The sequence below is a fragment of the Rhizobium sp. YTUHZ044 genome (assembly GCF_051123975.1).
GTDB lineage: Bacteria > Pseudomonadota > Alphaproteobacteria > Rhizobiales > Rhizobiaceae > Rhizobium.
In genome coordinates, this window is the sequence record NZ_CP101426.1 from 2,538,434 (window position 1) to 2,561,707 (window position 23,274).

Below are 23,274 nucleotides of genomic sequence, written 5' to 3' on the forward strand. Positions count from 1 at the left end.
GCTTTCAGGGGAGATCCAGTGTCATGATGACGGGGCAATGGTCGGAGGCCTTCGGCCGGTCCCAGCCGCTACGGGGATAACGCTCCACCTCCTGCCCCGGCGGGAAGATGGTGCGGTAGGGTTGGCCGCTGCGGATGATCTCGGGCAGGCGGCCGGCATTATGGGCGGCAAGTGCGGGCGAAAGCCAGATATAATCGAGCTGGCAGAGGTGCTGCTCCTGCGGCCCGCGCGCATGATAAAGCGTCCAGCGGTCGAGGGGCTGACGACGGCGGACGACATTTTCCGCAAAACTGTCATGGCTGAAGACGTCGAGCGCGCTTTCGGTCTCCGCCTGATGCTCGAAATGATAACCGGCGCCGCGCCGCCCAACGACGGCGACGCGCTCCTGATAGTCGTTCATGTCGCCGCAGATCGCAAAGCTCTTCGAGGCGGTGTGGCCGGCGCCGAAGCGGTCCTCGATGATGCGACGCACGGCGCGCGCCTCGGCGCGACGGAGCGGCAGTGTCGATTGCCGCCCGTCCAGCCCGTCGCGCGGATTGCCCATCGACTTGAAATGCACAACATAGAGCGAGAAAGGCCTGCCGCCGATCAGGAGGTCGAGCTCCAGGCAGTCGCGCTTGAAGATCTTGTCGTCGATACGGTTGGTAAGCGCCAGTTCCTCGTCGAAGAGATCGAAATCGCGATAGGTCGTCATCGCGTGACTTCTGATATCCCTGAGTTCGATCTTCTGGCCATCGCGCGTTTCCTCGCGCATCAGCACGGCGACATCGATTCCGCGGCTGTCATTGCCCTCGACCAGGAATTTCTGCCGATAGCCGTTTCCGACCATGCGGAAGAGATAGCCGTATTCGAACGCCTGAAGAGCGGCCATATTGTCGATTTCCTGCAGGCAGAGGATATCGGCGTCGGCATCGGCGATCGCCAGCGCCGTCATCTGCCTCGTATCATCGGTGGCGGCGATCACGCGCGCCTGCTCGAGCTGCTGATAGACGCCCTCGCTGTTCACCTCGAAAAGCTTGATGACGCGGTCCTGGCGAAGCTGGTTGCGAAAACCCGTAAAATCGAAACGGGTGAGCAGGTTTTCGACGTTGAAAGTGGCGAGGCGAAGCGACATGGAATGAGTCCGGTTGCGCGCAGTACCTTATCCGGCAATCGCTGCAGGAAAAGGTGGCGGGCCGAGAAAATTGCGGACAAACGCCCCTCTTGCCGCCCCCGGATGCGATTATCTCGATCAGAGCCGCCACCCCGCGCGGATGACGACACGCACGGCTTCTCCGGCCTCGACGACGACGCGGCTGTAGGCGCGCAGCGTCTGGCCGTTGCCGAGCGTCAGTTTGACGGCGTAGCGCTCGCCCTCGAAAAGCACGGATTCGACGGTCGCGGGAGCGCCCTCGCCGCCGATGATCACATCCTCCGGCCGCACCAGAATATCGGCGCCATCGATATTGGCCGCCTGCAGCGCATCCTGCAACTCATCCCACTCCAGATGGCGTTCGCCGCCCATCACAGGCAGCGTCAGGATCGCGCCGCGCCCGATCAGCCCGCCGACAATGCGGCCGTCCGGCCGGGCATAGATTTCGGCCGGCGATGCCACCTGCAGCAGCCGGCCCTCCGACATGACGGCGACGTCGGTCGCGAGCGCCATCGCCTCGCTCTGATCGTGGGTGACGTAAATCATCGTCGCGCCCGAGCGCTGGTGGAACTCGCGGAAGGTCTCCTCCATCTCCTGCTTCAGGTGCCGGTCGAGATTGGCGAGCGGCTCATCGAGCAGCACGACGTCAGGCGACGTCACCAGGCAGCGGGCGAGCGCCACGCGCTGGCGCTGGCCGCCGGAGAGATCGGCCGGCCGCCGCCCGGCGTAATCGGCGAGCCGGACGGTGGAGAGCGCGTCCTGTACTTTCGCCCGGTAGGCCTCACCCGAGATGCCGTGCACCTTGAGGGGATAGCCGACATTGTCGGCCACGCTCATATGCGGCCAGAGCGCATAGGATTGGAAGACCATCGCCATATTGCGCTTTTCCGGCGGCAGCGATTGCGCCGCATCGGCAAGCAGCCGCTCCCCGAGGTGGATCGAGCCGTCGGAAGGCGCCTCGAAACCGGCGATCATCCGCAGCACCGTCGTCTTGCCGCAGCCGGAAGGCCCGAGCAGCGCCAGGAAACCGCCCTCGCGCACATCGAGCGAAAAACCGCTGACGGCCGCCCTTCCGGTGCCGAAATCCTTGGCCACCTGATTGAGGGTCAGTTGCGCCATGGGACCACCCCTTTCGGAAGGCGTTTGGTCAGAAGCTCGAGCAGCAGCATCATGACGACGACCATGAGCACGACGAGCACTGAGAGCGCCGAAGCAAGGTCGGAACTGCCGCTGTCATCGAGATTGTAGATCGCGACGCCGAGCGTCTGGGTGCCGGCCGACCAGAGCAGCGCCGAGATCGTCAGCTCGTTGCAGGCGATCAGGAAGACGAGGATGACCGAGGCGCCGACGGCGGGCGCAATCAGCGGCACGATGATATCGAAGAGTCGGCGGACGAAGCCGGCGCCGGAAAGCCGTGCGGCCTCTTCCAGCGCTGGATCGAGCTGGTGGAAGGCGGTGATCAGCGGCTTTAGGCTGACGGCGAAAAAGGAGGAGAAATAGGCGATCAGGATGATCCAGATCGTGCCGTAAAGCGAGATGTTGAGGACCGGGACGGGTGCGGCGAAGACCAGGATGAAGGCGACCGCCAAGACGATGCCGGGCAGCGAATAAGGTATCTCGATCAGGCTGGCGACGATACGCGACGCCAGGTCTCTACGCCGCGTCAGCACATAAGCCGCAAGCACCGTCACGACGAGCAGACCAAGCGCGGTGGCGCCGGCAAGCCACAGCGAATTGACAAAGGCCGTGCGCGTGACCGCCTGCCGGAACAGGATCTCCTGAAAGGCATGCAGCGACATGGTCTTGTGGGTGAGCGGCACGCCATAGGCCGGCACCAGCGCGCCGGCGACGAGCGCGAAGAAGGGTGCGGCCAGGATGAAGAACAGGATCGCCCAGAGAAGCGGCATGGCAAGGAAGCGCCAGGGACCGAGCTGGAAAGCGGCACTTGCCCCCGACAGGCCGATGACACGATAGTCCCAGCCTCTGAGCGCCCGGTCCTGGACCATCAGCCCTGCGACCGAGATCATCGCGATGATGCCCGAGAGCACGGCGACATCGCCGAAGGTGCGGCTGGTGAAGGCTGAGAATTTGGTGAAGATGAGCGTCGGCAGCGTATAGATCGAGGCCGGGATGCCGAGAATGGCGGGAATGCCGAAATTGCCGGTGCAGGAGACGAAGGAGATTGCCGCCCCGGCGATGACGCCGGGCAGCGACAGCGGCAGGATGATGTCGCGGAACACCCTGAGGCTCGAGGCGCCGGAAAGCCGCGCGGCCTCGACACCGTCGCGCGGCAGCGTCATCAGCCCGGCCCTGAGCGCCAGATAGACCAGCGGCGCATGCTGCACGCCATAGAGCAGCGCGATGCCGCCCACCGAATAGAGCGGCTGCGGCGACCCCAGCGGCGGCGCAAGCGAGAGCGCCTTCAACAACGGGCTCGACGGCCCCGACATCTGCACCCAGGCAAGCGCCGTCACCTGCGGCGGGATCATCATCGGCAGCACGAAGAAGAAGCTGAGCGGCCCTTTGCCGGGAAGATCGGTCAGCGTCAGCAGGAAGGCGAAGAGGCAGCCGATGAGAAGCGAGACGATCGTGCCCAAGACCGCGGTGACGATGGTGTAATAGGTGGCCTGCCAGAGCGACGGTTCGCTCAGCACATCGATGACGCCGCCGTTGGCGAAGGCCGCAATGCCGACCATGGCGAGGCGGGCGAGCGGCAGCACGCTGAGGATCAGGACGACAACGACGATAAAGGGAAACAGCCAGGCGGGCTGGCTGTTTCCCGATCTCACATAACCATGCATGGAAGGATCAGTTCGAACCGTAAATGCCCGAGAAGGTCTTCAGATCCTGATCGGTATTTTTCAGAGCTTCCGCCGCCTTGATCGGCAGCACCTTGATGGCGTCGCGCGCCGGGAAACCCTCCGGCAGCTTCATGTCGTTGCGGGCCGGGATATAGCCGAGCTTGAGGAAGCCTTCCTGGCCCTTTTCCGAGAGCACGTAATCGACGAATTTCTTCGCCGCCTCCGCATTCTTGGTGCTGGCGAGAATGCCGACCGGCTCGGTGACGGCGGAAACGCCTTCGCTCGGGAAGACGAACTCGACGGGCGCGCCCTTGGCCTTCTCGCGGATCGGCAGGTAATCGACGACCATGCCGTAAGCCTTTTCGCCCGAGGCGACCGACTTCAGCACGGCGCCGTTGCCGCCGGCGGCAATCGCGCCGTTTGCCTGAAGCGCCTTGTAAAAGTCCCAGCCGAGGCCGGGAACGGCAGCCAGTGTCTGGGCGTGGATGAGCGCCGCACCCGAGGCGAGCGGGCTCGGCATGGTGACGAGGCCCTTGGCCTCCGGCTTGGTCAGGTCCTTCCAGCCCGCGGGCTTCATGCCGGCCGAGGTGTTGTACATGATGCCTGTCGTGATCAGCTTGGTCGAGTAATAGTAGCCGTCGGCGTCGTAGAGACTGGCGTCGTATTGCGCGGCTTCCGGCGACTTGTAGGCGAGCAGCTTGCCGTCTTGCTTCAAGCGCTCCAGCGTCACCATGTCGGCGATGAGCAGAAGGTCGGCGACCGGGTTGCCGGCCTGGATCTCGGCCTGGAGCTTGGCGATGATCTTCGGCGTGCCGTCGCGCACCCAGTCGACCTTGATATCGGGATTGGCGACCATGAAGCCATCGACCGTCGCCTGCGCATCCTCGTTCGGCTGGCTGGTGTAGAGAACGAGGTTTGCGGCCGAGGTCGGAATGGCAAAAAGGCTCGCGGCGAGAAGAGCAGCGGCGGAAACGATCGTCTTCATGGGAGGGGTCCTCGGGATTGCGTCACCCCTCCCTTATTAGGGGTCGTTGACAGGTATGTGACAGGACGCAGCGGCTGCGCTGCGCCCTGTGCTGCTGAATTGCCGTCACCCTTCAGAGAGACGTTACTTCGCGGCCTCTTCGATGAGCTCCGCCACCTTCTGCGGCTGCGAAACCATCACGACGTGGGATGCGCCATCGACCACGACGGTCAGCTTGGACCCTGCCCGCTCGGCCATGAAGCCAAGAGCTGCGGCCGGGATGTTCTTGTCGCTGGTGCCGTAGACAAACCATGACGGCAGTTTCTTCCAGGCAGGCTCGCCGGATTTTTCGGTCAGGGCCGCTTCGGTGATCGGCCGCTGGGCCGCCGCCATCAGGGCAGCCTGTTCAGCCGGCACGTCGCTGGCGAACTGGTCATGGAACTTGGTCTGATCGATGGAAAGATCGACGCCGCCTGCACTGAGCTTCACCGGAACCGCCAGCGCTCCGCTCAGCGTACCGCCGGGAAACTTGCCGGCGAGATCCGCAACCGATTCCCCTGCCTCCGGCGCGAAGGCCGCGACATAGACCAGGGACTTGACGTTGTCATGGCCGTTCGCGGCGGTCGAGATCACCTGCCCTCCATAGGAATGGCCGACCAAGACGACGGGGCCGGCAATGCTGCCGACGACATCGGAAACATAGGCGGCGTCGCCGGAAACGCTACGCAGCGGATTGGCGGCAGCAACGACCGGGAAACCGTCCTTGCGCAGGATCTCGACCACGCCGTTCCAGCTGGATGAATCGGCAAAGGCGCCGTGAACGAGGACGACGGTAGGTTTGGCCGACTGAGCGACGGCAGCACCGGAAAGAAGAGCGCCCGCCAGGGCGACGACTGCAGCAAACTTGAACATGGGTCATTTCCTTTCGTCGGTTGAAGTTCAAAGGAGCCGAACTGGTACGTTCGCGTGCCTTCAAGTTTCCAAATCGGAATATAATTTGTGGACGATTTATTTGTGCGCAATATAAATAACCCTCATCGTTCGCGTCGTCAATAGCTTGCAAACAGATCGTGCGCAAATTATATTGAGCGTAGAGGAGAACGTGATGAAAGACACGCCATCGAATGGTCTTGCCGACGTGCCGAAGATCGATGAATTGCTTTGCTTTTCAATCTATTCGGCAGGCCACGCCTTCAATCAGCTTTACCGCCCCCTGCTCGACGAGTTGGATCTGACCTATCCGCAATTCCTCGTCATGACCGCCTTGTGGGCGCGCGACGACCGCACGGTGAAGGATCTCGGCGAGACGCTTTTCCTCGATTCCAGCACTCTCACCCCGCTCTTGAAGCGACTGGAAAATGTCGATCTCGTCACTCGCAACCGGAATCCCGCCGACGAGCGCCAGGTGCTTGTGCGCCTGACGCAGAAGGGACAATCCCTCAAGAGCCGCGCGACCCACGTGTTCGACTGCATCGGCAAAGCCGTCGGTCTCGACGCCGAGACCGTGAGCAAGATTCGCGATACGATCGCTTCGCTCCGCGACAACATTCACAAGAAGAACAAGGACGAGACCTGACCCGCGGCAGCCCCCCGCTGCGTCGTCTCCACGCCAGAACGATTTCCGTCGACAAGCCGATCACATATTGTACGATCTGCCCGCGCCCCAGCGCCGCGCAATTGATCTTAGCCTCGGGCGCCCGCAATCTCGCCGACCCCTCACGCAGGCGTGAACATGCCGCCATTGTCATGCTATTGCGTTGAGGTACGTCAATCGCGTTTCGATGAAGGAGGAGTTTCAATGGAATATCGTCTGCTCGGCCGTTCCGGCTTGAAGATTTCGACTTTGACCATGGGCACGATGACCTTCGGCGGCGTCGGTTGGGCGAAGATGGTCGGCGATCTCGGCGTCTCCGAGGCGAAGAAGATGATCGACATCTGCATCGATGCCGGCATCAACCTGATCGACACCGCCAACGTCTATTCGTCAGGCGAATGCGAAAATATCATCGGCGAGGCGCTCGCCGGCAAGCGGCCGCAGGGCGTGCTGCTCGCCACCAAAGCCCGCTTCGGCATGGGCGACGGCCCGAACGACCGCGGCCTGTCGCGCTACCACCTGATTCGCGAATGCGAGGCCAGCCTGAAGCGCCTGAAGACCGATGTCATCGACCTCTATCAGGTGCATGAATGGGACGGCCAGACGCCGCTCGAAGAGACGATGGAAGCGCTCGACACGCTGATCCGGCAGGGCAAGGTGCGTTATGTCGGCTGCTCGAACTATTCCGGCTGGCACATCATGAAGGCGCTCGGCATTGCCAACGAACACCGCTACCAACGCTTCGTGAGTCAGCAGATCCATTATACGCTCGAAGCCCGCGACGCCGAATACGAGCTGCTGCCGATTTCGATTGACCAGGGCCTCGGCGTGCTGGTCTGGAGCCCGCTTGCCGGCGGTCTGCTCTCCGGCAAACACCGCCGCAACCAGGCCGCTCCCGAAGGCACGCGCCAGTTCGCCGGCTGGACCGAACCGCCGATCCGCGACGAAAACCGCCTCTGGAACATCGTCGAGACGCTGGTGGCGATCGGCGAGGAACGCGGCGTTTCGGCCGCTCAAGTGGCGCTCGCCTGGCTGGTCGGCCGCAAGGCCGTCACCTCGGTCATCATCGGCGGGCGCACCGAAGCCCAGTTCCGCGACAACATCGCCGCCGCAGAGCTGAAGCTCACCGGAGAGGAGCGCAAGCGTCTCGACGCCGTCAGCCTGCCGCCGGTGATCTATCCCTACTGGCACCAGCTGAACACGGCGAGCGACAGGCTCGGCGAAGCCGACCTCGAGCTTTTTGGCCCACATCTGCAGCAATAGCACCAAGCTGCAAGTCAGCCATTGCACGGCGAAAGACAAGCATGTCGCGCAAAAGTGTGCAGCGGTTTCGCGGGGACGACATGCGTGAAATTAAAAAGCTAAATCGTGGCACCGAATCTGAGGGATCGCGCTGCGATTTAGCCATCACAAAAGATGCGCCTTCGCCGTGTTATCGTGAGGTCCCGCCATTCCCGCGAGGTTCTCATGCTGAAGAATTACAAGGTCTTGAAAGGCACCGCGAGCGCGCTCGCCCTTGATGACGACAACGATCCCCATCTCGAAATCCGCATCGAGGCGAACGGCGTCAGCTACCGCATCGCGCTGAATGTCCGCTCCAAGGAATCGCCGCACGACCTGCTCTATGCCAGCGTCGTCGATTTCAAGCACGGGACGCTGACGGAGGCGCTCGAAGCCCTGCCGATGGGCTTGACCGACATCCGCAGGGATCGTCCGGAGCTTGCGATCGATTATGTCCGTGGCGGCCTGATCGAGCGCGAGGACATGAACGTCGCGCCCTTCCAGCTCTCCGGCCCGAAGAACGATCTTCGCGAGTTCATCGAGCCGATCGTCGACGAAGGCATTGCCGATCCCGACATCCATTTCTATGCCTTCGGCGAAGCCTGGGGGCCCGAGCACAACAAACCCGACCAATATTTCGAATTCGAGCCGGGCAACGGCATCCACGATATCCATATGAACCAGGGAGACAGTGGCGGTTTCAAGGCCACCAACGGGCCGAACCAGGACGGAGCGCTGCTCGTCCATTTCACCGATACCGACGAATGGGCGGCAATCTTCCTCTGCTTCCAGTCGCAGAACTGGAACACCGATGCGGCGACCGGCCATGCGGTTTCGGAAAATCGCGGCGGGGCCGCGGCGAAGGCACCCGCCGGCCGCAGCCGGTCGTCGCCTCATCCCTGCGCATCATCGCCGCGCTGATCAACCCGGTGAACGGCGCAGGCGGCATCGAGAATGAGACGGTGACGATTATCAACCGTTCCGACATATCGGTATCGCTCGATGGCTGGAAGCTGGAGGACGAAAACGGCCGGACGCAGACGCTGTCGGGAGCGCTTGCCGCAGGCGAGATCCGCACCATCGCGCTCGACGCAGCCGCCGGCGGCCCGCAGTTCGCCAACCGGGGCGGCGACATCATCCTGCGCAACACCGACGGAGCGGTCGCCGACCGCGTCGGCTACGGCAAGAGCGAAACGGCGAACGAGGGCTGGACGACGATTTTTTGATTGTTGTTCCGCCTGGCTGGCTTGCCGAAAGCATGGCAATGGAAGGATAAACCGCTTACCCGTTTCCTCTGAGAGAAGAAGGCGGAAGTAGTTCCCTCCCCTCCCTCGTTGCTGTGCTCGTCACAGGAATCCAGCGTGCCCAAGGACTTGGGCACGAGAGAGTCTTTCACGAATAAGAGTCCATCACGGCGCGGACGCGCCGTGGCTGGATTCCTGTGACGAGCACAGGAATGAGGGACGGCGGTGAGTGCCGCGGCGTCTTCTCATCTCTCAAGCAATCACCCACCAAGCTCCTCAGCGATCATCCTACCCAACCGACCAATCCCATCCTCGATCATCTGCTCATTCGCGCAGGAGAAGCTGACGCGGAAGGTGTTGGCGCCGGAGCCGTCGGCGAAGAACGCCTTGCCGGGCACGAAGGCGACCTTGACCGTTTCGAGCGATTTCGCCAGCAGCTTGGCGCCGTCCATGCCTTCCGGCAGCGTGATCCAGATGAACATGCCGCCTTCCGGCTTCGTCCAGCCCGTGCCCTCGGGCATGTACTTCTGGAGCGCTGCCAGCATGCAGTCGCGGCGATGGCTGTAGACCGCTTTGATCTTGGCGACCTGCTTGTTGAAGCCGCGCACGGCGACATCCGATATAGCCATCTGGTTGATCGTCGAGGAATGCAGGTCGGCCGCCTGCTTCATCAGCACCAGCTTGCGGATGACGGGCGCATTGGCGACGATGAAGCCGACGCGAAGGCCGGGCGCGAGGGTCTTGGAGAAGCTGCCGCAATAGATCGTGCGCGTATCGTTGATATGGCCCTTTTCGGCTATTTCGAGCGCCAGGATCGGCGGGATCGGATCGCCATCGTAACGCAGCGACTGATAGGCAGCATCTTCGATGACGGCGACGTCGAGTTCTTCGGCAAGCGCCAACACCTTCTTGCGGCCATCGAGATCGACCGTTTCGCCGGTCGGATTGGAAAAATCCGCCGAGAGATAGGCGAACTTCACCTTGCCGCCGGCAGCGGCCGCGGCAACGCGATAGGATTCGGGTGTCCGGTTGCCGTTCAGCGTCAGTTGGTCGTAGGCCGGTTCATAGGCGTTGAAGGCCTGCAGGGCGCCAAGATAGGTCGGCCAGGTCACGAGCGCGGTATCATTGGGCGACAGGAAGAGCTTGCCGAGATAATCGAGCCCCTGCTGCGAGCCGGAAACGATGAAGACGTTGTCGAGTTCGCAGGGAATGCCGAGCGCCGCCATCTGCCCGGCCAGCCATTCGCGCAGCGGCTTGTATCCTTCGCTGACCGAATATTGCAGCGCCGAGTTGACCGCAGCACCCGAGAAAATATCCGCATAGGCCCGCTGGAATTCGTCGGCTGGAAACAGCGCCGGATCCGGAATGCCGCCAGCAAAGGAAATGATGTCAGGCTGGTCGAGAAGCTTCAGGAGCTCGCGGATTTCGGATGCGCGCATGCGCGACGATCGCGACGCAAACATGGTGTCCCAGTTCAGCATGGAGGTTTCCTCGTATTTTCTATGTCGCCGACAAATCATGCGGCGGAAATTATGTCAATAATGCTGACCTATTTTCTTGTCATGGTGACAAGTCGGAGATCTCATATTCCAAGGCCTTGGTGCAAAATTCGCGAACGTCATTCCCGATAGGAGTGAAATTCCCGAACCGACCGAAGCCTTTCGGGTAATGCTGATGTCGCGGTTTCACTTGATGGTGACGCATCCCTGATCGAAGGCGCTCGGTTCCAAATTTGTTGCTCGACGTCAGCCACCTCAAGCGATTATTCCTCTGATCAAAGCCGAAACCGGCTGCTTCAGACCTTTCCAAAACCGGCTCGGCGGCGGTAGTGTCGCCGCCACCATTTTATTTGCTATCAAGGTGCCAGCAATGACCGTGACGTCGGCCTCTCCTGAAATCAAAATCGAACTCCACAAGTCTCCCGTCTCGGATGCCGACCGGATCCAGGCACTGGAGACGCCCGGCTTCGGGAAGCTCTTCACGGATCACATGGTCCTGGCCCGATGGACGGCCGACAAGGGCTGGCACGACGCGAAGGTTACGCCCAGGCGGCCCTTGGAGCTCGATCCCGCGAGCGCCGTGCTGCACTACGCGCAGGAAATCTTCGAGGGCATGAAAGCCTACAAAGCAGACGATGGCCGGATTCTGCTCTTTCGGCCTGAAGAGAACGCACGCCGCTTCGCGCAGTCGGCGACCCGCATGGCGATGCCTCCTGTGCCCGAAGAACTCTTTTTGAAGGCGGTCGAAGCACTGGTCCGCGTCGACAAGGCCTGGATTCCGTCCGGCGACGCCAGCCTTTACCTCCGCCCCTTCATGTTCGCCAACGAGGCGTTTCTCGGCGTTCGTCCGGCTCAGGAATATGTCTTCTGCATCATCGCCTCTCCGGTCGGCGCCTACTTCAAGGGCGGCGCGAAGGCCGTCTCCCTGTGGGTCGAGACCGAATACACCCGTGCAGCCAACGGCGGCACCGGCGCCGCAAAATGCGGCGGAAATTACGCTGCCAGCCTGGTGGCGCAAGCGGAAGCCGCGAAGAGGGGTTGCGATCAGGTCGTCTTCCTCGATGCCGCGGAGCATCGCTGGGTCGAAGAACTCGGCGGCATGAACGTCTTCTTCGTGATGAATGATGGATCGATGGTGACCCCGCCCCTTGGCGGCACGATCCTGCCGGGCATCACCCGGGCTTCCGTCATCGTACTCGCCGAAGAAAGGGGCTTGCACGTGGAGCAGCGTCCCTACTCCTTCGCGGAATGGCAAGAGGATGCCGCCAGTGGCAGGCTCGTCGAAGCCTTCGCTTGCGGCACTGCCGCAGTCCTGGCGGGCATCGGCCTGGTTCGACATGCCGGCGGCGAGTTTCTGGTCGGAGACGGACAGACCGGCAAGCTGACCAGCGAACTGCGCCAGCAGCTCGTCAGTCTGCAGAAGGGCATAACGAACGATGAGCACGGCTGGACGCGCCTCATCCCGGTCTGAACGTCAGGCTTTCCACGCGAACGGCGGCGCCAACACTGGCATGATAGGCGCCGCTCTCGGCCTCGCCTTCAAAGCAGTCGGGCTGACGCCAATACGATCGTTTACGCGACCACGAGCGCCACGATGCCGACATCCTGACTTGCGACGCCCGTGTCAAGGATCTCGAACGCGCCGTCTACAGCGCTAAGAAGACTGACCATCATGTGACCCAAGCGCTCGACTGCGGGTGCCAACGCTTCTATCAACGGTCGGGAATGGTAACGGGCATCAGGGACGGCTGAACCGGCACGCACGGACGGCAGCGAATTCAATGGCGAAAATGACGATCTCGCTTCCGAATAATCTGGCGGATTACATCTCGCGCTGTGTCGCAAGCGGCAGATACGACAGCGCCGACGCATTCGTGGCGGAGCTGATAGTGAAGGACCAAGACCACCGTAAGCTCGACGACGACGAACTGCGCGAGATCCTGAGGCAGGCCGAGGAGAGCGGTATCAGCGACCGGCGCATTCACGATATCCTGTTGGAAACGAAGGTGAAGCTGCGTGACATCAACCTATAGGCTGACCCGAACGGCCGACGCCGTACTGTCAGGCATTGACGAGTATGCCAATCTGCATTTCGGCGAGGCGCAGGCGGATGCCTACCTTCTCGACTGGGACCGGATTTTCATACTTCTTTCGCGCGTGCCCTCCATGGGCGACGAGTGTGACGCGCTCGGCGCCGGCCTTCGCCGCCTCCTCCACATGCGCCACGTCGCCTTCTACCGGGAAATACCCGACGGCATACTCGTCATCGACATCATCGGCGCCGACCGACTTGCAGAAAGACATCTCCAATCCAACCGACGACCCCGACCGGCCACCCCCCATGCCCCATAACAGCACCTCCGCCTTCTACGACAACAACGCAGAGATATACGCCAACCGCGCGCGCAGCCTACCGAAACAGAAGCTCGACGCCTTTCTTGCCCGACTTGCGCCGGGAGCCGCGATCCTCGAACTTGGCTGCGGCGGCGGCCAGGACAGCGCCTACATGCTCTCTCAAGGCTTTGACGTGACGCCAACCGACGGCTCACCCGAACTCGCAGCACAGGCCGAGGCGCGAATCGGCAGGAAGGTCAAGGTCATGCTGTTTGAGGATCTCAACGCCGAGGTCGCGTTCGACGGCGTCTGGGCCGAAGCGAGTCTCCTTCATGTCCCGAGATCGGCCCTGCCCGACATCTTCGCCCGTATTCACCGCGCGCTCAGAACCGGCGGCATCCTCCACGCAAGCTTCAAGTCGGGAGAAGCCGAAGGGCATGATGGCTTCGGGCGCTATTACAACTATCCATCCGCCGATTGGCTGTCGGCGCTTCTGAGGGCAGGCGGCTGGCGCAACCTCGCCGTCGAGGAAAGCGACGGCGGCGGATATGACGGCAAGCCGACCCGCTGGCTCATCGTGAGTGCGCAACGATAAAGGTCGGCGCTTCGTCCCCGTGTTCGGCGGCAGTCTTGGCACCGTCGCCCTTTCAGGCGAAAACGCTGCCCCTCCTTCATTCCTCCGCCTGTCGCAGGCATGACCGACAGAGGGGCCTCCAAACATTGTCATTCCGGTAGTGCAACGCGAAAGGCGGCCGCCGCAATTCCGCGATTTCGCCGAGGAGGCGATCGACAAACCGGTGCCGCCGCAACGGAACTATCCGCTGCCTCCACGGTTGGATCGCATATCTGCGCTCTTGCCGCTCGGAGCATGCCATGGCTATACTTTCCCCCAACGATCGGGACGCGACCGCCTATCCGATACAGTCGCTCTTCGTCCCGTTCCCTTTCGTCTGCCTCACGCTTGCGCTCGCGACCGATATCGCCTTCTGGCAGAGCAACAACCTCATGTGGCAGAACTTCTCCGCCTGGCTGTTGTGCGCCGGCCTGGTGTTCGGCGCGATTGCGATCCTGGCTGGCTTGATTGACCTTGCGCGGCCCCGCACCCGTCCGCTGCGGTCGGCTTTCCCGTCTGTGCTTCTCTACCTGATCATCCTCGTCCTCGCCTTCCTGAACAGCCTTGTCCATGCCGGCGACGGATGGACTGCCGTGGTTCCCTATGGGCTGACGCTCTCGGCCGTTACATCAGCGCTTTGCCTGGTGGCAGTCGCTGTTTCTGCCCGCAAATATGCCAGATTGGCCTAGAGGATATGATGATGAGGTCCCTCATTCTCGGCCCGTCGGTTCTGTTGCTTTTCTTCGGATTCGGCACGTCGGCGCAGGAGGCCGAATTCGATCTGTCGCAGCAGATCGGCCCGAACCCGGTTCTGCCTGAGCCGTCTTCCTCCCTGATATCTGATCTGAAGGTCGCGGAAGTGGTCGACTGGAAGGAAGGAGAGACGCCTGCCGTTCCCGATGGCTTGAAGGTCACTGCCTATGCGAAGGGCCTTGCCAATCCGCGCACGGTCCATACCCTGCCCAACGGCGACGTGCTCGTCGTCCAGTCCCGCGGCCCGACCGGCGAACCGACCTCGCGGCCGAAGGATCTCATCCGCGGCTGGATCATGTCTATCGCCCACGGCGGCAGCGGTGAACAGAAAGAGAGCAATATCATTACGCTGCTGCGTGACACCAATCGCGACGGCACCGTCGATGAACGCCATGACCTGCTGAAGAAGCTCGATTCTCCCTTCGGCCTTGCCTGGATAAACAATACGCTTTACGTCGCCACGACGAGCGCCATCCTTGCCTACCCTTACGAACTCGGCCGGAACGACATCACCGCGCAGCCGAAAATCCTGACGCCGCTTCCCGGCGGCCCGATCAATCATCATTGGACAAAGGATCTGGCCCTCAGCCCCGACGGCCTGACGCTCTATGTCTCGGTCGGTTCGAATTCCAACATCGTCGAGAACGGGCTGGAGGCAGAGAAAGGCCGTGCAGCGGTCTGGCAGGTCGACCGGCAGACCGGCGCCGCCCGCGTTTTCGCCTCCGGTCTGCGCAATCCGAACGGTCTCACCTTCAATCCCGAAACGGGGGCGCTCTGGGTTGTCGTCAATGAGCGTGACGAACTCGGCCCAAACCTCGTTCCCGACTATATGACCTCTGTGGAGGACGGCGCCTTCTACGGTTGGCCGTGGAGCTACTACGGCAATCACGTCGACGCTCGCGTTCATCCGCCCCGAACCGGTATGATCGAAAAGGCAATCCGACCGGACTACGCCCTGTCCAGCCATGTTGCCGCGCTCGGATTGACCTTCTCGATGAATTCCGCGCTGCCAGCCGCATACGCCAACGGCGCCTTCATCGGCGAGCACGGCAGCTGGAACCGGAATAGCTTTAATGGCTACAAAGTAGTCTTCGTACCGTTTCAGAATGGCAAGCCATCTGGCAAGGCCCAGGACGTCGTCACTGGCTTTATCCAGGGCGATCAGGCAAAGGGGCGGCCGGTCGGAGTGGGGATCGATGGGACGGGAGCGCTGCTTGTTGCAGATGATGCCGGCAACACCGTTTGGCGCGTCGCTTCATCCGACGGCAAAGTCACGCCGCAGCCAATTGGCACCGATCAGCTATCGGGGAATCCACAAGGCTCGACGAATTCGAAAACAGCGCCGACCTTCGCTTCGAACCCCGGCATCGGAACGGAACCGACGAATTCCACCGCCCAAACCCAGGGACACCAGGCCTCGGTCGACGAGCGCTTGACCGGCCAAAAACCACTTTCCGGACTGCCGGACTGCGGCCGGCCCCTAAGGACTTGGTGGAGGCCTAATTCGAAAGAAGGACTGAGATGACATCTGGATAAACTACAAACGGAGGTTTCAGGCATGCCGACCACATCCCGGGAGTTCAAACGACTCCTAAGCGCGCTGTCGCTCGCCGTGGCGATCCTTCCCCTACCGCTCCAGGCGAACGCGCAGGCGCCGCCTGACAAATGCGTCGCCCCGTCACAGCCAAACCAGAGCCGCGGTTCAGCGGATGACCACCAAGATCTCTCCAAGAAACTGGACGAATGCAACGGCGAACTCAGGCCCCCTCCCGTCGGCGACGCCGAGATGGTGGAGCCGGCGCCCGACACCGGTTATTCGCGCATCATCCGTCCGGGAGATATGCCGCCCAACACCAATCCGTCGAACAATTCTGATGATTAGTTTCACCGTCCAGAAATCTTTGTGTGAGCCGACAAGGACAATGTCGCACAGAATTGACGGGTTTTTCTTCTTCAGCGGGAACCGAAAACCATCAAGAGGGTTCGACCACATCTGAAGAAGCCGGCTAAAGCTGAACATGCCGCAGGTATCTCAAAAGCGGACGAAGATTGGAGGGGGAGATACCGAAGATCCCTTATTGACCACCTGTCTCGCTGGATGGATCGCCCGTTCGCTCGGCAGAAGCGGAATTCACCGAATGAGCCAATTGGCAGATATGAAGAACGCTGAACTCCTCCAACTCCCGGGGATCGGCCCCCGGTCCGTCGAGCAGATACGGTCGGCGATCAGAAAATTCAAACGTAACCGAACACACATCTCGGCGGCACAGTCGAAGCAATGATCGACGCTGCGGATCGGAGCACGGAATGAACGAGAAGGCTCGACTGGAAAGCGACATCGCAGCCCTGAGGCCATGGTTTCACAACCTGCGAATTAACGGCGTTCAGACAGCACCTGATCATTTCCTTGGTGACTACCCCTCCTTCAAATGGGCCCACTTTCAGCAGGTTGTGCCTGAAGATCTCAGGGGGTGCAGCGTTCTCGACATCGGCTGCAACGCCGGGTTCTATTCACTTGAAATGAAAAGAAGAAATGCCGGACGGGTCGTCGGAATCGATTCCGACCCGCATTACCTCAGGCAAGCCGAGTTCGCAGCCAGACAGACAGGTGAGGATATCGAGTTCAAGCTGATGTCGGTGTACGAGGTGGAAAAACTGAAGGAGAGATTTGACCTGGTCCTTTTCATGGGTGTCCTTTATCACCTGCGGCATCCGCTGCTGGCGCTCGACCTTCTGCATGAGCATGTTGTCGGCGGCCAGATGCTGTTTCAATGCATGCAGCGCGGTGAAGAGGAAGTCGCGGCACTCAGCGAAAACTACGACTTCTTCAACACGACAATATTTGAGCAGCGCGGCTTTCCCAAAGTGTATTTCGTGGAACAACGTTACGCTGGCGACCCGACCAATTGGTTCATTCCGAACAAGGCGGCGGTCGAAGCGATGCTGAGAAGCGCCGGGTTTGTCATTCGTGCCAATCCGGAACGTGAAGTTTATCTGGTGGAACATGGAACTCGCCACCCGATGGCGGAACCGCCTCCGTCATTTGCTGATAAACTGCCAGATCGCCGCAGTCATGGTCCAATCATTGGCGGCAGGCGGTCCAGGTAACGTTTGATGGTATTTTCAATGCGCTCTGCCTCCGCGCCATCGACGCTGGCCCTGGCCTGCGACCACAGGCCTATCTGAAAACCGAGATAGCAGGGCTCAAAAAACCTGAGCACGTCGTCGCTGAGATCGCAGTCCGCTTCCCGACCGACGAGATCGACAAGACGATCACGCTCCTTGCTCGAGAGTTCGAATTCCACGCAGGCACCCACGACGTCCCAGGCAATGTCCTGGCACCCGATCAGATCGTGGGCCGCATTGTGATCGAGCGCATCCGTCTTCACGATGCGCCGCCCGGCGGTGGTCGTCAGCCATTCCCAGGGGTGAAGCCGGTTGTCCGTGTCGACCGGCCGCAATCGTCCGGCTAGCCGCCCGGGCGTGCCTGTCAGGCACCTCAAATTTTCTGCCGTGTCCGATCCTGCCGCTTCCGCAATATTGTGAGTGGCCATCTCATACAGTTTCTGGATCGAGGCGCCGCCGCTTCGTGCCGGGAGGTGACGGGCACGAAAACCGAGATAACGTCCGAGGTGATCCACGATGTCGCGCCTGCTGACGCCGCTATGGTCGAGGGGCGTTCCATCCAGCCACTCGTCGATGAGAAATCCGTAACAGGTGCCGGCAATCTTCGGGATAAAGCCGGCTTCGCTCAGCAAAGAGCCTCTTCTGGCCTTGTCGACGTCGCTCCCGCAGAGTCCGGCAAACTTGACATGCCAGGCCCGTCCTTCGGCCTCCATCAGGAATTTGCGTTTTTCCATCTGCATGTAGCTCGGCGGCCAATGTGAAGGATCGCGATACCGAACCCCGCGCCAAGCGCCACCGGACAGGTCCCGCCACGATGAACGCGCAACTCCGACAACATCGGCCGCCCATGTCTGCAGACGGTGTTTCGGATCTTGGGGCTTGAGGACAAGATCGTCGAAGCTGACGACATGGCGTGGCCGATCTCGCCAACGGGTCCGATGGGGCTCGCTTGCATGCGGGCCCGGTTCACCCGTGTGGCTCGGGAAAAAATGAAGCCGGCCAGACGCCACGCCGTTCTCCTGCAACCAGTCCGCAACGCAACCGAACGAGCTCCCCGATAGCCCCGGCCCCTCATCGACGATGGCAAAATCGGTTTCAGGGTCGGCAAGAATGCGCTTCGATAGAGCCGGTGCGACACGTACACGCCGCTCGAAGGGGTGGCCAGTCGGGCGCAACGAATAAGCCGGCTCGGCACCCAAGGCTGCAGAAACCAGGGCCGCGAGTCCGGTTCCTATGCTTCGTATCCCGATGACGACTGTCTTAGGCGTCAAATTGGAGATCGAAGCCGACTCGATATAGCTCTCGGGATACACAGCATAAAAAGCGTAGCCCTCTGCGCGTTTCGTCCGCACCGGATCGGCACTGGCAAGACAATCGAGTTTGGCTCGCCAATCCTCTGGAAAGGACAGACTGCCGGCAAAACCGTTTCGCCACGATCGCATGATCGCCCGTGCCTGCATGCGCAGAAGTTTCGCGCCTGCGTCCTGAGACACGGACATATCGTCCGCGCCCTTTCTCCCGAATTCCTGATCGGCCAGTCCCTGAACCAGTTCCCCAGTCAGGATGAATGCACGAACCAGGGCTTCGTGGCGCTGCCGGCTCGGCTGCATGTCGATGCACGCCATCATCATTTTGGAAATCGATGCGCGTACTGCAGCTGCGTTCTCGATGTGCTCGACATCGCCATAGACCAGCATCCGGTCCTCCTCTTTGCGGCAATGCCTGCCCGAACTCGACGACCGCCAGACGTGATTGAAATAATCGGGAGGGCCGGGAACCGTGGCGGCTCCCGCTTGTTAGCTTTGTAGATGCCTCGGCAAGCAGCCCCTGGAGGGAACCATGCGTTCGAAATCCATTCGCGTTGGATTGGTGGGAGTTGGCAATTGCGCCTCGTCATTGGTTCAAGGACTTACCTACTATGATAACGCCCGGGAAAACGAGCCGGTTCCAGGCCTCATGCACATTGATCTCGGTGGATATCACGTGCACGATATTGAGATATCCGCAGCCTTCGATGTCGCGGCTTCAAAGGTAGGGCGCGATGTCGCGGAAGCGATCTACGCCGAGCCAAACAACACGCAACGTTTCGCAGATGTCGCTCCGCTCGGGGTCGAGGTGAATCGCGGCAGAACGATGGATGGGATAGGGAGATATCTTAAGGATCGGATCGAGGAATCGACGGAGCCTTCAGCGGACGTGGCGGAAATCCTCAGGCAAACCCGCACGGACGTGCTGGTTTCGTATCTTCCCGTTGGCTCGGAAGAAGCAACGAAGTGGTACGCCGAACAGGCGCTCGCGGCAGGTTGCGCCTTTATCAATTGCATTCCGGTCTTCATAGCCTCCAAACCGGAATGGCAGCAGAAGTTCGCCGCCCGAAAGCTGCCGATCATCGGCGACGACATCAAAAGCCAGGTGGGGGCGACCATCGTCCACAGAATGCTCGTCAATCTCTTCCGCGAACGGGGCGTCCGTGTAGATCGGACCTACCAGCTCAATTTCGGCGGAAACACCGATTTTCTCAATATGCTCGAGCGCGAGCGGCTGGAATCAAAGAAAATCTCCAAGACCCAGTCGGTCACCAGCCAATTGGACATTCCGCTTCCTGCAGACGATGTACATGTCGGGCCGAGTGACCATGTTCCGTGGCTCACCGATAGGAAATGGGCCTATATTCGGCTCGAGGGTACCACTTTCGGGGGCGTGCCGCTCAATGCAGAGCTCAAGCTTGAGGTGTGGGACTCGCCCAATTCCGCCGGCGTGGTCATCGATGCAATACGCTGCGCCAAACTGGCCCTCGACCGAGGCCTAGGCGGAGCTCTGACAGGGCCGTCGAGCTATTTCATGAAATCGCCGCCGCAGCAGTTCACCGATTACGAGGCCCGCCGCCGAACGCAGAATTTCATCGATGACCAGGAGGATGTTCTGCGCGGAGCCGCGGAATGACGGCAACGTTCTTCCTGGTGCGTCACGCCGCGCACGACAATGTCGGGAATTTCCTGGCGGGCCGTACAGCCGGTATTTCGCTTGGCGAAGCCGGCCGCTCGCAAGTTCAGCGTCTCGGGCAGAGGCTGCGGCGCGAGGACATCAATGAGATCTACACCAGCCCGCGCGAACGAACACGGGAGACGGCAGAAGGTATCGCATCGGCCTGTGGCCTGTCTCTACCGCAAACGGACGATGCTTTGGACGAGGTGAATTTCGGCAATTGGTCCGGAAAGACGTTCGACGTTCTCAACGACGATCCCCTGTGGCGCCGCTGGAATACCACACGCAGCCTCACCCGCACGCCCGGAGGCGAGACCATGCTGGACATCCAGGCTCGGATTTTCAGCCTCATGGAGAGCCTTACCAGCTGCGGGAATGGGAAGCGAATAGCTCTGGTGTCTCATGCCGATGTGATCAAGGCGGCGGTCTGTCATGTTCTGGGACTGCCGCTCGATGCTTGGCCGAGATTTGATATCGCGCCCGCCTCCGTCACGACGGTTGTGATCGGCGACTGGGGTGCAAAAGTGATGACGCTCAACGAAGTGACCTTATAACCCGTTCGTTAAATCCTGCCCGGGGAAGTCAAATGATCGAAGCTGCAATGATCTGGAACGAGCCGAACAACAAATCGCACTGGGATCCTGAGATCGATCCCGAATGGAGCCTGTTTGCGCAAATGGCAATCCTGGCGGCCGATGCTATCGCAGCCAAGAATCCGGAACTGACGAAGGTGCTCGGCGGAATATCTCCGATAGACCCCTTCTTCATCAGCCGCATGAAGAATTACGGTGTGCTCGATCACCTTGATGCCGTCGCGCTGCATGGTTTCCCGCTCGACTGGAACCTCTGGCAGATTCATGACTGGCCGGAGAAAATCAACGAAATACGCGCCGTCACCGATCTGCCGATCTGGGTCAGCGAAGTGGGCGTCTCGACCTTCGGCGCGGAGGAAGTGCAGTTGTGGGGTCTCCAACGAACTGCCGAGTTGCTCAAGGGCAAAGTCGAGCGCTGCCAATGGTACAGCCTCTACGACCTCCCACGATCATGGGAGGCAACAACGCGTCATCGCGAAGCCGAAGGCTCCTCCTACTATCGACACTACTATATGGGCATTTTGCGCGAAGACGGAACGCCGAAACCGGCGCTTGAGGAGTTTGCCAAACACACGCCGGATTTCGGACTGGTGCAATGGTTCCATTTCGAAGATCCGCGGCTGGATGAGGCCGCTGCCTGGATGAGGCGGCTGGGCGTGAAATCTGTGCGTACCGGGCTTTCCTGGGCAGACCGATTCCGGCCCAATGCCCTCGATTGGTTCGACCGACAGATGCGGGCCCTCGAAGATTTTGACGTAACGGTGACATTCTGCTTCACTCCGGAGCATCGAGGTATCGCGCCGCACCATACCAGTGCACCCCTGGTGCCCGAAGAATTCGCCGGCTTCTGCGAAGAAATGGTCGACCGTTACGCGCCGCACAGGGATAGCGGATATGTGTCGCGCGTTGCCAAGTCGGCAGCCCGACTGCTGGGGCTTGAATCACGTGCGTCCCTCGGAGCCGGCTAAACCCAGGCTCTGGGCTATCCTGCCGATCGGTCCCCGGGAATAAGCGACGCCCTGATAGCATGCCAGGGCAGCACGAGCCCACAGAATGTAAAGTCCGGGGCTATGCAGGAAAACGGCGATCGAAAAGACGCGATGACTCCAGAAACTGATCCCATAGCGCATGATGTAGACCGCCATGCGCTGCCGAGACAGGTTCGGGCTGCCGGCACGGACGCGTTTACGCGGGCGCATACCCATGCGAGGCCAGGTCAAGCGGAATGCGAGGCCCTCGCGACGCTGGCGGAATCCGGCGGCCTGGGTGGCGATAACGAAGTCGGAATCCACTGAAGACAGTACGATCCTCTTGTCAGCGATCCCCGCATCTATCGCATCCAGAAGTGCTGTTGAGCGGACGATCATCACGTTCGTTCCTCTTCCATCAGAGGAATAGGGCTCCTTCCAGGCATCCCCGAAAGCGATATCGGCCGTTTCCGCAACGACGTCGTCGCAGAAATTGCAGGCGGAATTCTGAAAAAAGCCCGCGCCCCAGTCCCCATCGGCCAGATGCCACCAGTCTTGGGCGCACGTCTCTCCGTTTTCGAGGGTCAACTCAGCCCGATACCAATTCGCAGGCCGATCCTGGGCCTTCTTCCTGTAGTCGAGCCGTTTAACCCTGCTGATGTCCTGCCCCATCTGCCATGCGAAGCTCTCGGCCATGCGCGCGCTTTTCATATGGCCGCAAAACAGCCCAAGCGTGAAGGCAATTCGCTCCTTCAATATCGGGTCATTGGCACAGGCCAGTCGCACCGCCTTGATGAAACAGGGAATGCCAACCACGGCGTACCGGCCGGGCGCCTCGCGAATGGACTGAAGCACGCCGGAAAGCTCGACGGGATAATATCGGGATTTAGCGCCGGCCTGAAGTTCCTGCAGATTACGTGACAGCGAATAATGAAACAGGCGCCCTTCCGATTGCGGATCATCGCTCGCCTTGACGTGAGCAACACCGTCGACAAGCCCCAGGCGCAGCAATTCCGCCGCCACCCAGGTGACCATGCCGCCGGAACTGCCACTCGAACGATATTCCCCTTCCTCGACATGGCCGACAAAGGCAGCCTCGAAACGGCCCAGCAGAGGGTCTCGGTTTCTCGCACCGGCAAAATATTCGGCTACCAATTCGTCCTCGTCCCGGGCCACCGGCGAAAACGGGCAAATTCGCGCAAATTCTTCATCACGGCCCCGCAACCAAGTCGTCGGGCCTGTCGGCTTCATCTGCCCGTACCGGTCGAGTTCCATGCGCACATCAGGTCGCGCTGACCTTGCGGCACAGGAGCCGCAGCCGATGCAGAAGCCGGCGCCTGCAATATCCTTGGGAGCGATGCCCGGCGTGAGCCGATTCTGTCGAGCG

22 protein-coding genes and 1 pseudogene are annotated in these 23,274 nt (G+C 61.0%); 15 read left to right on the forward strand and 8 right to left on the reverse strand.

The genetic code is table 11. The features are described from left to right. Positions 1–4 precede the first annotated feature (4 nt). The 5 genes from NL154_RS12730 to NL154_RS12750 form a co-directional block, all read right to left on the reverse strand. The gene (locus NL154_RS12730; RefSeq protein ID WP_434732765.1) at positions 5–1,114 is read right to left on the reverse strand and encodes an endonuclease/exonuclease/phosphatase family protein; all 1,110 of its coding nucleotides are present in this window, start codon (positions 1,112–1,114) and stop codon (positions 5–7) included. A 117-nt stretch (positions 1,115–1,231) separates the two neighbouring features. Then, positions 1,232–2,251: an ABC transporter ATP-binding protein gene (locus NL154_RS12735; RefSeq protein WP_210630774.1), complete on the reverse strand. Its 1,020-nt coding sequence runs from the start codon at positions 2,249–2,251 to the stop codon at positions 1,232–1,234. Next, a complete protein-coding gene (locus NL154_RS12740; RefSeq protein ID WP_434732766.1) occupies positions 2,239–3,933 on the reverse strand; it encodes an ABC transporter permease in 1,695 nt (564 codons plus the stop codon). The genes NL154_RS12735 and NL154_RS12740 overlap by 13 nt, the downstream gene beginning before the upstream one ends. 7 nt (positions 3,934–3,940) lie before the next feature. After that, positions 3,941–4,918 carry an ABC transporter substrate-binding protein gene (locus NL154_RS12745; RefSeq protein WP_434732767.1) on the reverse strand — a complete coding sequence of 326 codons (978 nt, stop codon included), beginning with the start codon at positions 4,916–4,918 and terminating at the stop codon, positions 3,941–3,943. A gap of 123 nt (positions 4,919–5,041) precedes the next feature. Continuing rightward, positions 5,042–5,809 carry an alpha/beta fold hydrolase gene (locus NL154_RS12750; protein ID WP_210630768.1) on the reverse strand — a complete coding sequence of 256 codons (768 nt, stop codon included), beginning with the start codon at positions 5,807–5,809 and terminating at the stop codon, positions 5,042–5,044. A 193-nt stretch (positions 5,810–6,002) separates the two neighbouring features. On the opposite strand from NL154_RS12750, the gene NL154_RS12755 reads away from it, so the two are divergent. The 3 genes and pseudogenes from NL154_RS12755 to NL154_RS12765 all read left to right on the forward strand — a co-directional run bounded on the left by NL154_RS12755 (position 6,003) and on the right by NL154_RS12765 (position 8,998). After that, complete coding sequence (locus NL154_RS12755; protein ID WP_434732768.1) at positions 6,003–6,473, forward strand: MarR family winged helix-turn-helix transcriptional regulator; 471 nt, start codon at positions 6,003–6,005, stop codon at positions 6,471–6,473. 222 nt (positions 6,474–6,695) lie between these two features. Further along, entirely contained in the window at positions 6,696–7,754 is a 1,059-nt protein-coding gene (locus tag NL154_RS12760) for an aldo/keto reductase (RefSeq protein WP_221145449.1), read from the forward strand. Between the two features lie 204 nt (positions 7,755–7,958). After that, a pseudogene (locus NL154_RS12765) lies at positions 7,959–8,998 on the forward strand (DUF2278 family protein). A gap of 278 nt (positions 8,999–9,276) precedes the next feature. On the opposite strand, the gene NL154_RS12770 reads toward NL154_RS12765, so the two are convergent. Then, positions 9,277–10,497 carry a PLP-dependent aminotransferase family protein gene (locus NL154_RS12770; RefSeq protein ID WP_434732769.1) on the reverse strand — a complete coding sequence of 407 codons (1,221 nt, stop codon included), beginning with the start codon at positions 10,495–10,497 and terminating at the stop codon, positions 9,277–9,279. 388 nt (positions 10,498–10,885) lie between these two features. Between NL154_RS12770 and NL154_RS12775 the strand changes: the two genes are divergently transcribed. The 9 genes from NL154_RS12775 (at position 10,886) to NL154_RS12815 (ending at position 17,323) form a co-directional block, all read left to right on the forward strand. Next, positions 10,886–11,986 (forward strand): branched-chain amino acid aminotransferase, encoded by a 1,101-nt coding sequence (locus tag NL154_RS12775; RefSeq protein WP_434732770.1) that lies wholly within the window; start codon positions 10,886–10,888, stop codon positions 11,984–11,986. A gap of 310 nt (positions 11,987–12,296) precedes the next feature. Further along, the gene (locus NL154_RS12780) at positions 12,297–12,548 is read left to right on the forward strand and encodes a ribbon-helix-helix domain-containing protein (RefSeq protein WP_210630758.1); all 252 of its coding nucleotides are present in this window, start codon (positions 12,297–12,299) and stop codon (positions 12,546–12,548) included. Further along, a complete protein-coding gene (locus tag NL154_RS12785) occupies positions 12,532–12,867 on the forward strand; it encodes a type II toxin-antitoxin system RelE/ParE family toxin (RefSeq protein WP_210630756.1) in 336 nt (111 codons plus the stop codon). Before NL154_RS12780 ends, NL154_RS12785 begins: the two co-directional genes overlap by 17 nt. Further along, positions 12,857–13,444, forward strand: a complete 588-nt coding sequence (locus NL154_RS12790; protein ID WP_434732771.1) for a class I SAM-dependent DNA methyltransferase — start codon at positions 12,857–12,859, stop codon at positions 13,442–13,444. The genes NL154_RS12785 and NL154_RS12790 overlap by 11 nt, the downstream gene beginning before the upstream one ends. 278 nt (positions 13,445–13,722) lie before the next feature. After that, positions 13,723–14,151: a DUF2231 domain-containing protein gene (locus NL154_RS12795; protein ID WP_434732772.1), complete on the forward strand. Its 429-nt coding sequence runs from the start codon at positions 13,723–13,725 to the stop codon at positions 14,149–14,151. Positions 14,152–14,159: 8 nt separating this feature from the next. Continuing rightward, the gene (locus NL154_RS12800) at positions 14,160–15,740 is read left to right on the forward strand and encodes a PQQ-dependent sugar dehydrogenase (protein WP_434732773.1); all 1,581 of its coding nucleotides are present in this window, start codon (positions 14,160–14,162) and stop codon (positions 15,738–15,740) included. 33 nt (positions 15,741–15,773) lie between these two features. Continuing rightward, positions 15,774–16,097: a hypothetical protein gene (locus NL154_RS12805; RefSeq protein ID WP_210630749.1), complete on the forward strand. Its 324-nt coding sequence runs from the start codon at positions 15,774–15,776 to the stop codon at positions 16,095–16,097. Between the two features lie 274 nt (positions 16,098–16,371). Beyond that, on the forward strand, positions 16,372–16,497 hold the full coding sequence (locus tag NL154_RS12810; protein ID WP_434734093.1) for a hypothetical protein: 126 nt from the start codon (positions 16,372–16,374) through the stop codon (positions 16,495–16,497). Between the two features lie 25 nt (positions 16,498–16,522). Beyond that, entirely contained in the window at positions 16,523–17,323 is an 801-nt protein-coding gene (locus tag NL154_RS12815) for a TIGR04290 family methyltransferase (protein ID WP_434732774.1), read from the forward strand. Here the strand turns inward: NL154_RS12815 and NL154_RS12820 are convergent. Beyond that, positions 17,287–19,038 (reverse strand): hypothetical protein, encoded by a 1,752-nt coding sequence (locus NL154_RS12820; protein WP_434732775.1) that lies wholly within the window; start codon positions 19,036–19,038, stop codon positions 17,287–17,289. The two genes, NL154_RS12815 and NL154_RS12820, sit on opposite strands and share 37 nt — an antisense overlap. A 142-nt stretch (positions 19,039–19,180) precedes the next feature. Between NL154_RS12820 and NL154_RS12825 the strand changes: the two genes are divergently transcribed. The 3 genes from NL154_RS12825 to NL154_RS12835 are packed head-to-tail and all read left to right on the forward strand — an operon-like array spanning position 19,181 to position 21,887. Continuing rightward, the gene (locus NL154_RS12825) at positions 19,181–20,284 is read left to right on the forward strand and encodes an inositol-3-phosphate synthase (protein ID WP_210630743.1); all 1,104 of its coding nucleotides are present in this window, start codon (positions 19,181–19,183) and stop codon (positions 20,282–20,284) included. Then, positions 20,281–20,880 carry a histidine phosphatase family protein gene (locus tag NL154_RS12830; protein ID WP_210630742.1) on the forward strand — a complete coding sequence of 200 codons (600 nt, stop codon included), beginning with the start codon at positions 20,281–20,283 and terminating at the stop codon, positions 20,878–20,880. Before NL154_RS12825 ends, NL154_RS12830 begins: the two co-directional genes overlap by 4 nt. Before the next feature lie 32 nt (positions 20,881–20,912). Next, entirely contained in the window at positions 20,913–21,887 is a 975-nt protein-coding gene (locus NL154_RS12835) for a beta-xylosidase (RefSeq protein WP_210630740.1), read from the forward strand. On the opposite strand, the gene NL154_RS12840 is transcribed toward NL154_RS12835, so the two are convergent. Then, positions 21,861–23,162: a Coenzyme F420 hydrogenase/dehydrogenase, beta subunit C-terminal domain gene (locus tag NL154_RS12840; RefSeq protein ID WP_434732776.1), complete on the reverse strand. Its 1,302-nt coding sequence runs from the start codon at positions 23,160–23,162 to the stop codon at positions 21,861–21,863. The two genes, NL154_RS12835 and NL154_RS12840, sit on opposite strands and share 27 nt — an antisense overlap. Between the last annotated feature and the right edge of the window lie 112 nt (positions 23,163–23,274).